The 1,666-nt window shown below is 72.1% G+C and carries 2 protein-coding genes; both read right to left on the reverse strand.

What is annotated here, in order from left to right; genetic code table 11:
- Positions 1-938, reverse strand: a 938-nt coding sequence (locus ACFYX0_RS47730; RefSeq protein WP_388982102.1) for a transposase, incomplete at its 3' end; no start/stop codon positions are given.
- A 127-nt stretch (positions 939-1,065) separates the two neighbouring features.
- A partial coding sequence (locus tag ACFYX0_RS47735) for a hypothetical protein (protein WP_388982105.1) occupies positions 1,066-1,666 on the reverse strand: 601 nt, incomplete at its 5' end.

The following is a 1,666-nucleotide window of genomic DNA, read 5'->3' on the forward strand; positions in this document are numbered from 1 at the left end:
GCCGCGGCCGGGGTGGCGAGGTCGGTGGTGACCAGGGCCAGGCCGTAGCCGGTGGTGGTGTCCTCGTCGCGGATCAGGATGACGCGGACGGTCTGGGTGTGGAAGGAGCCGTACCAAAGGCAGCGGACCTCGGTGATCCGGACCTGTTCGGTGCGGCCGTACCGGGCGACGCGCGTGGTCGTGAACGTCGCGGTCTCCGCGATTTCAGCGGGCGTGCCCAGCCTGGCGCCCTTGAGGCGGGGGCGGCCGCGCTTGTTGGTCGGTGGCGGCGCGAGGTCGAACAGCACGGCGCCGGCCGGCAGCCGGGTGGTGAGGGTGATCGCCTTGGGCAGGTGGCGCAGGGCCCTGCCGTGGTAAGCGGCGTCCGCCACCACGTGCAGGGGCCGGTCCAGGCACACGGCCAGCAGTTTCACCATCGACGCGGTGAGTTCGACCTTCGACGGTCCGGTCTTGGGCCGCCACAGCCGGGCCATCACCGGCAGGCACACCGGCCGGGCCAGGAACGGCAGTTCCACGACGATCCCGACCACCACGAAGCACGTTCCGCGCCCGACCGGCTTCGGGCCCCTGGCGGCGCCGTCATGCTGCCACGCGGCACCGAACACCTTCTTCCCGCTCCGCTTGAACAAGGTGTCGTCGACCGCAACCGTGACCGCCGCGCCCTGCGGCAGGAGCGTTGTGACGATCAGGTGGGCCAGCACGATCCCCAGGATGTCGACGTTCCAGCGCGTCCGGGAGAAGAAGGCATGGGCCCGGTCGTGCGGCCAGGCGCGGGCCAGGCCCGCCCCGGTCAGCATCCCGGTCACCGTGCCGGCCCCGGTCTGCGCGACCAGCCCGGTCACCATCGCGGTGAACGTCGTGAACCCCGGCACGGTGAACACGCGCAGTTTCCCCAGCACCGCCAGCAGCGACGCGGGCACCATCGGACTCGCGGGCATCGGCTTTCCCTCCCCGGGCGCGGTCGCCACAACGCCGATGCTGCCGACGCCTCAGCCCACCGCGGGCGCGAACACCCGACCCGTCACCCGCCCGGGTGGAGAACGCTGTTCGGCGCCCGCCCCGTGGCTACCGGCGCGGCCCGAACAAGCGACGCCGCCGCGACGGCTGCTCGGGGAAGGCGACCTCGAAGTGGAAACCGTCGTCGCCGACCGCGCGCCGCAGAGTCCGCAAGACTGCCTCGGGATCGTCGTAGGGGCCGTTGACGAAGAAGGGCTTGCCGTCCCGGCCAAAGCCGATCGGGCTGGGGCCCGCAGGTTCACCCAGCAGCACGGCGGCCTGTGTGAACTCCTCAGCGAGCTCCCCCTCGGGTTCGAACCCGAAGCCGCGGGCGTAGGCGGCGGCCCCGAACACCAAAGCGCGGGCCAGGCCGGCCGGAACCTGCACATGCCCCTCGAAGGCGCTGAAGTAGAGCCCCCGGTGCTCGGCCAGCCGACGCTCACTCATCGGCTCCGGGGCGAGCGCGTTCTTCACCCCCAGACACCACACGTCCAGCAGGAAACCCGCGACCTGCGCCTTCGTGGAGCGCGTGCTGTCCGCGGCGACGAGTACCGCCACCAGGCCGCGCACCTCCTCCGCGTCGGAAGCCCCGGGATCAAGGCCCGCCCACTGCGACGCACTCTCAAGATCCACACTGCGGCTCCAGCCGGCGTTCACCCAGCAACGCGGC

Origin of the sequence: Streptomyces sp. NPDC002573, from assembly GCF_042889625.1 — a bacterium.
Lineage (GTDB): Bacteria > Actinomycetota > Actinomycetes > Streptomycetales > Streptomycetaceae > Streptomyces > Streptomyces gibsoniae.